General features: G+C 66.3%; 5 protein-coding genes. 4 read left to right on the top strand and 1 reads right to left on the bottom strand.

Features of this window, described 5'->3' with window-relative positions:
• Both AC2VOU_RS14400 and bagB read left to right on the top strand, forming a co-directional pair.
• A partial coding sequence (locus AC2VOU_RS14400; RefSeq protein WP_486957994.1) for an ArsA-related P-loop ATPase occupies positions 1-752 on the top strand: 752 nt, incomplete at its 5' end.
• Positions 749-1,870: an ATPase BagB gene (gene bagB, locus AC2VOU_RS14395; protein ID WP_486957993.1), complete on the top strand. Its 1,122-nt coding sequence runs from the start codon at positions 749-751 to the stop codon at positions 1,868-1,870. The genes AC2VOU_RS14400 and bagB, both read left to right, overlap by 4 nt.
• 15 nt (positions 1,871-1,885) lie before the next feature.
• Here the strand turns inward: bagB and AC2VOU_RS14390 are convergent, their stop codons facing one another.
• The gene (locus tag AC2VOU_RS14390; RefSeq protein WP_486957992.1) at positions 1,886-2,239 is read right to left on the bottom strand and encodes a WhiB family transcriptional regulator; all 354 of its coding nucleotides are present in this window, start codon (positions 2,237-2,239) and stop codon (positions 1,886-1,888) included.
• A gap of 312 nt (positions 2,240-2,551) precedes the next feature.
• On the opposite strand from AC2VOU_RS14390, the gene ponA2 reads away from it, so the two are divergent.
• Both ponA2 and AC2VOU_RS14380 read left to right on the top strand, forming a co-directional pair.
• A complete protein-coding gene (gene ponA2 / locus AC2VOU_RS14385; protein WP_486957991.1) occupies positions 2,552-4,969 on the top strand; it encodes a transglycosylase/D,D-transpeptidase PonA2 in 2,418 nt (805 codons plus the stop codon).
• 57 nt (positions 4,970-5,026) lie between these two features.
• Positions 5,027-5,983: a metallophosphoesterase gene (locus AC2VOU_RS14380; protein WP_486957990.1), complete on the top strand. Its 957-nt coding sequence runs from the start codon at positions 5,027-5,029 to the stop codon at positions 5,981-5,983.
• The last annotated feature ends 158 nt before the right edge of the window (positions 5,984-6,141 follow it).

The following is a 6,141-nucleotide window of genomic DNA, read 5'->3' as shown; positions in this document are numbered from 1 at the left end:
CGATCGACATCGAGGCCGCGTTTCTGGAATACCTCGACATGTTCTACAACCTGGGCCTCGCCGGCAAGGCGATGCGCCGGATCGGCGCGATCGAGTTCGCGACGACGATCGCCCCAGGCCTGCGCGACGTCTTACTCACCGGCAAGATCAAGGAAGCCGTGATCCGTGTGGAGAAAGGCACCAAAAAACCGGTCTACGACGCGATCGTCGTCGACGCTCCCCCGACCGGGCGCATCGCCCGCTTCCTGGACGTCACCCGGGCGGTCTCCGACCTGGCCAAAGGTGGCCCGGTCTACTCCCAGGCCGAGGGCGTGGTGAAGATCCTGCACTCCGACCAGACGGCGATACACCTGGTCACCCTGCTGGAGGCGCTGCCGATGCAGGAGACCAAGGAAGCGATCGACGAGCTACAGGAGCTGGGCCTGTCGATCGGCTCGGTGATCGTCAACCGCAACATCCCGAACTACCTGGAGCCCGAAGATCTCGCCAAGGCCGCCGACGGTGACGTCGACGCCGACGCGGTCCGCACCGGATTGACCGCGGCCGGGATCAAGCTCGGCGACGAAGATTTCGCCGGCCTGTTGACCGAGACCATCCAGCACGCCACCCGGATCACCGCGCAGGCCGCCACCGCGGAGCTCCTCGACGAGCTGAGGGTGTCGCGACTGGAATTGCCCACCATCGCCGACGGCGTCGACCTCGGCAGCCTGTATGAGCTGTCGGAATCACTGGCTCAGCAGGGAGTTCGATGAGCACTACACCTCCGGTGCTCGACATTGCCGGCATTCTCTCCGACACCGCCAACCGCGTGGTGGTGTGCTGCGGGGCGGGTGGAGTCGGGAAGACCACGACCGCCGCAGCCATGGCACTGCGCGCCGCGGAGTACGGCCGCACCGTGGTGGTTCTGACCATCGACCCGGCCAAGCGCTTGGCGCAGGCGTTGGGTATCAGCGATCTCGGCAACACCCCGCAGCGCGTGCCGCTCGCCGCTGAGGTATCCGGCGAGCTCTACGCGATGATGCTGGACATGCGCCGCACCTTCGACGAGATGGTGATGCAGTACTCCGGACCCAATCGCGCACAGGCGATTTTGGACAACCAGTTCTATCAAACGGTCGCCACCTCGCTGGCCGGCACGCAGGAGTACATGGCGATGGAGAAGCTCGGCCAGTTGCTGGCCGAGGACCGCTGGGATCTGGTGGTCGTCGACACCCCGCCGTCGCGCAATGCGCTGGACTTCCTGGACGCACCCAAACGGCTTGGCAGCTTCATGGACAGCCGACTGTGGAAGCTGTTGTTGGGTCCGGGCCGCGGAATCGGCCGACTGGTCACCGGCGCGGTCGGTTTGGCGATGAAGGCGCTGTCGACCGTGTTGGGCTCGCAGATGCTTTCCGACGCCGCGAGCTTCGTGCAGTCCCTGGATGCCACCTTCGGCGGCTTCCGGGAGAAGGCCGATCGCACCTACTCACTGCTCAAGCAGCGCGGCACCCAGTTCGTCGTGGTGTCGGCTGCGGCGCCGGACGCACTGCGGGAGGCGTCGTTCTTCGTCGACCGGCTCTCGGAGGAGAAGATGCCGCTGGCCGGGCTGATTCTGAACCGAACGCACCCGATGCTGTGTTCGCTGCCGGTCGAGCGTGCCATCGACGGCGCCGAGACCTTCGAGGGCAACGGCGCCAACGCATTGACCAAGGCCGTCCTGCAGATTCACGCCGACCGGGCAGCGACGTCCAAGCGCGAGATCAGGCTGCTGTCGCGGTTCACCGGCGCGAACCCGCACGTCGCCATTGTGGGCGTTCCGTCGCTGCCGTTCGACGTCTCAGATCTGGAGGCGCTGCAGGCGATCGCCGATCAGATGACGTTGGCCGGTTAGCGAAGTGCAGGCGTTTCAGCCGACGCTGCGGTGCTTGCGTTGAGTGCTGAAGAACTCAGCCCAGGACACCACCTCGGGGTGCTGTTTGAGCAGCGCACGCCGCTGGCGCTCGGTCATGCCACCCCAGACACCGAATTCGACCCGGTTGTCCAGTGCGTCCGCACCACACTCCAACATCACCGGGCAGTGCCGGCAGATGACCGCCGCTTTGCGTTGTGCAGCCCCCCGCACGAACAGCTCGTCGGGGTCGGCGGCCCGGCACAGCGCCTTGGAAACCCAACTGATTCTGGACTCCGCCTCCGCTCCACACAGAACAGCGGCGATCGGTGCTGCGGCCGTCTTCTGCGGCGCGGTCCGTATAGCTGACACCAGCGATTCCCCTTCGCTCTTGCCACCGGCAATCCCGATGCGATCTATGCCACACTGTCGCCTTCGGTGTTACCTGTATCTCATCGTGTGGATAAGCTACGTGGTCAGATACCAATTACGCAACATTCTGGACACGCTTTTTTGGGACGCGCGTGCAGTCCGATCATGAAGTCGAGTCGGCGAGCGACGAATCGGGCTACTGACAGCCGCCTGAGCTGGGACTGAGGGAAACCTGAGGCGTCGCGGCGGGCGAACGGAGCCTCGCCAACCACTCGAGCAGAAGCCGGCGGGAGCGCCGCTACTCTAGTGGGCATGTCCGAGCGACCCGCGGCAGCGGTCACCATCGCCAAGCTCGCCGGGTGTTGCCTAGCCGCCAGCGTCATCGTTGCCGCCTTACTGTTTCCCGTCGCCGGTGGAATCGGGTTGGCCTCCAACCGCGCCTCCGAAGTTGTCGGCAACGCGTCGGCGCAACTCCTCGAGGGCGACGTCCCCGCGGTGACCACGATGGTCGACACCAAGGGAAACACCATCGCCTGGCTTTACTCGCAGCGCCGGTTCGAGGTACCCAGCGACAAGATCGCCAACACCATGAAGCTTGCGATTGTCTCGATCGAGGACAAGCGCTTCGCCGAGCACAACGGAGTGGACTGGAAAGGCATGCTGACCGGCTTGGCCGGATACGCTTCCGGCGACGCCGACACCCGCGGTGGTTCGACGCTCGAACAGCAGTATGTGAAGAACTACCAGCTGCTGGTGATCGCCCAGACCGACGCCGAGAAGCGCGCGGCCGTCGAGACCACACCGGCGCGCAAGCTGCGCGAAATCCGGATGGCGCTGACCTTGGACAAGACCTTCACCAAGCCGGAGATACTGACCCGCTACCTGAATCTCGTATCGTTCGGCAACAACGCCTTCGGCGTGCAGGACGCGGCGCAGACGTACTTCGGCATCAACGCCTCGGAGCTGAATTGGCAACAGGCCGCGTTGCTGGCCGGACTCGTCCAGTCAACCAGTGCGCTCAACCCCTACACCAACCCGGACGGGGCGCTGGCGCGGCGAAATCTGGTGCTGGACACCATGATCCAGAATGTCCCCAACGAGGCCGAGGCGATCCGCGCCGCCAAGGCCGAACCACTGGGGATTTTGCCGCAACCCAAGGAGTTGCCGCGCGGCTGCATCGCTGCGGGTGATCGCGCCTTCTACTGCGACTACGTGCAGTCCTACCTGGCGCGGGCCGGCATCAACAACGAACAACTCGCTCGTGGCGGCTACTTGATCCGCACCAACCTCGACCCCGACGTGCAAGAGCCGGTCAAGCACGCGATCGACCAATTCGCCAGCCCGACGCTCGAAGGCATCGCCAGCGTGATGAGCGTGGTCCGGCCCGGCAAAAACTCGCACAAGGTCGTCGCGATGGCCAGCAACCGCACCTACGGGCTGAACACCGAGGCCGGCGAAACCATGCGGGCGCAACCGTTCTCGCTCGTTGGCGACGGCGCCGGGTCGATTTTCAAGATCTTCACCACGGCGGCGGCGATGCAGATGGGTATGGGCATCAATGCCCAACTCGAAGTGCCGGCCAGGTTTCAGACAAAGGGCATGGGTAACGGCGGCGCCAAAGGCTGTCCCAAGGAAACCTGGTGTGTGGTCAACGCCGGCAACTATCGCGGGTCGATGAGTGTCACCGACGCGCTGGCCACCTCGCCCAACACCGCGTTCGCCCGGCTGATCCAACTCGTGGGTGTTCCGCGCACCGTCGACATGGCCGTCAAGCTCGGGCTGCGGTCCTACGCCGAGCCCGGCAGCGCCCGCGACTACGACCCGGACAGCAACGAGAGCCTGGCCGACTTCATCAAGCGACAGAACATCGGCTCGTTCACGCTGGGCCCGTTCGAACTCAACGCGTTGGAATTGTCCAATGTCGCGGCGACCTTGGCCTCCGGCGGCACCTGGTGTCCGCCGAATCCGATCGACAAGCTGATCGACCGCAATGGCAACCAGGTATCCGTCACCACCGAGGCCTGCGAGCAGGTGGTACCAGAGGGCCTGGCCAACACGCTGGCCAACGCGATGAGCAAGGACGCCCTGGCCGGTGGTACCGCAGCCGGGTCTGCCGGGGCGGCCGGCTGGAATCTGCCGGTCTCTGGAAAGACCGGGACCACCGAGGCGCACCGGTCGTCGGGCTTCGTCGGTTTCACCAACCAATACGCGGCGGCCAACTACATCTACGACGACTCCACCGCGCCGTCGGACCTGTGTTCGTCGCCGCTGCGGCGGTGCAGTGACGGCAACCTGTACGGCGGCAACGAACCGGCCCGCACCTGGTTCACCGCGCTGAAGCCGATCGCCACCCTGTTCGGTGATGTGAAGATGCCGCCGACCGACCGGGAGTACGTCGAGGGCGGGCCCGGATCCCAGGTGCCGAGCGTTGCGGGTCTCGACGTCGACGCCGCGCGCCAACGCCTGAAGGACGCCGGCTTCCAGGTCGCCGAGCAGCCCGCTTCAGTCAACAGCAGCGCCAAGTACGGCGAGGTGGTCGGGACCACACCCAACGGGGGGACCATCCCGGGCGCGGTGGTCACCATCCAGACCAGCAACGGTATCCCGCCGCCCCCGCCGCCCCCGCCCGAGGGCGTCCCGGGCGCTCCGGTGCCGGTCGGCTCGCAGGTGATCCAGATTCCGGGCCTTCCGCCGATCACGATCCCGATCATGGCGCCGCCGCCGCCCTAGCGCGGCTGCCGGTGTGTGACGCTCCGGCATTCACTTACCGGCAGTAGGCTGGCCTGCATGCCTTCGGCCACTACTCTCAAAAGCGCCGGCGCCGTCGCCTTCGGATCGGCCGTCGCCGGGATCGGCTATGCCTCGCTGATCGAGCGCAACGCGTTCGTGCTGCGCGAGCTGACCATCCCGGTGCTCGACCCGGGCTCGTCACCGCTGCGGGTTCTGCACATCAGCGATCTGCACATGCGTCCCGGACAGCGTCGCAAGCAGGCGTGGCTGCGTGAGCTCGCCGGCCTCGAGCCTGACCTGGTCGTCAACACCGGGGACAACCTGGCGCATCCCCGGGCGGTGCCCGCCGTCGTCCAGAGCCTGGGCGATTTACTCTCGGTTCCCGGTGTTTTCGTCTTCGGCAGCAACGACTACTTCGGCCCGCGGCCGAAGAACCCGCTGAACTACCTGACCAACCCGGGCCATCGGGTACACGGTCGGCCGCTGCCCTGGCAGGACCTCCGGGCCGCGTTCACCGAGCGCGGCTGGCTCGATCTGACCCACAACCGCCGCGAATTAGAGGTGGCGGGTTTGCTCGTCGCGGCCGCAGGTGTCGACGACCCGCACATTGCGCGTGACCGCTACGACGCCATCGCGGGCCCGGCCAGCCCGGCCGCAAACCTGCGCTTGGGCCTGACCCACTCACCGGAGCCCCGCGTGCTGGACCGCTTCGCCGCCGACGGCTACCAGTTGGTGATGGCCGGCCATACTCACGGTGGCCAACTGTGCCTGCCGTTTTACGGCGCGCTGGTGACCAACTCTGGCCTGGACCGGTCCCGCGCCAAAGGGCCGTCGCGCTGGGGCGCCGACATGCGACTGCACGTGTCCGCCGGGATTGGTACGTCGCCATACGCGCCGGTACGGTTCTGCTGCCGGCCCGAAGCTACCCTGCTGACGTTGATTGCGGCCCCCATCGGCGGGCGCGACCCGCAGCACGCCCTCGGTAGGTCGCAGCCCACATACTCCGTGCGCTGAGCTACCGGGTGCTGGTCAGGACACCGCCGGCCGGGACATTGCCGGACTCGCTCCGATAGGCGTCACTCCATGTTTGATCGACCTCGCTGTCTGGAGCGGTAACCAGCAGCCACAGCACCCCGAGAGCCAGGAGCCCACCGAACACCACGGCACCCAAC

It is taken from the genome of Mycobacterium sp. TH-M25 (assembly GCF_057473665.1).
This window is presented reverse-complemented; position numbering and strand designations above follow the sequence as displayed.

Bases quoted from the DNA above. Each gene is read 5' to 3' on its own strand.
- bagB (WP_486957993.1), top strand. From the start codon at position 749: ATGAGCACTACACCTCCGGTGCTCGACATTGCCGGCATTCTCTCCGAC.
- ponA2 (WP_486957991.1), top strand. From the start codon at position 2,552: ATGTCCGAGCGACCCGCGGCAGCGGTCACCATCGCCAAGCTCGCCGGG.
- AC2VOU_RS14380 (WP_486957990.1), top strand. From the start codon at position 5,027: ATGCCTTCGGCCACTACTCTCAAAAGCGCCGGCGCCGTCGCCTTCGGA.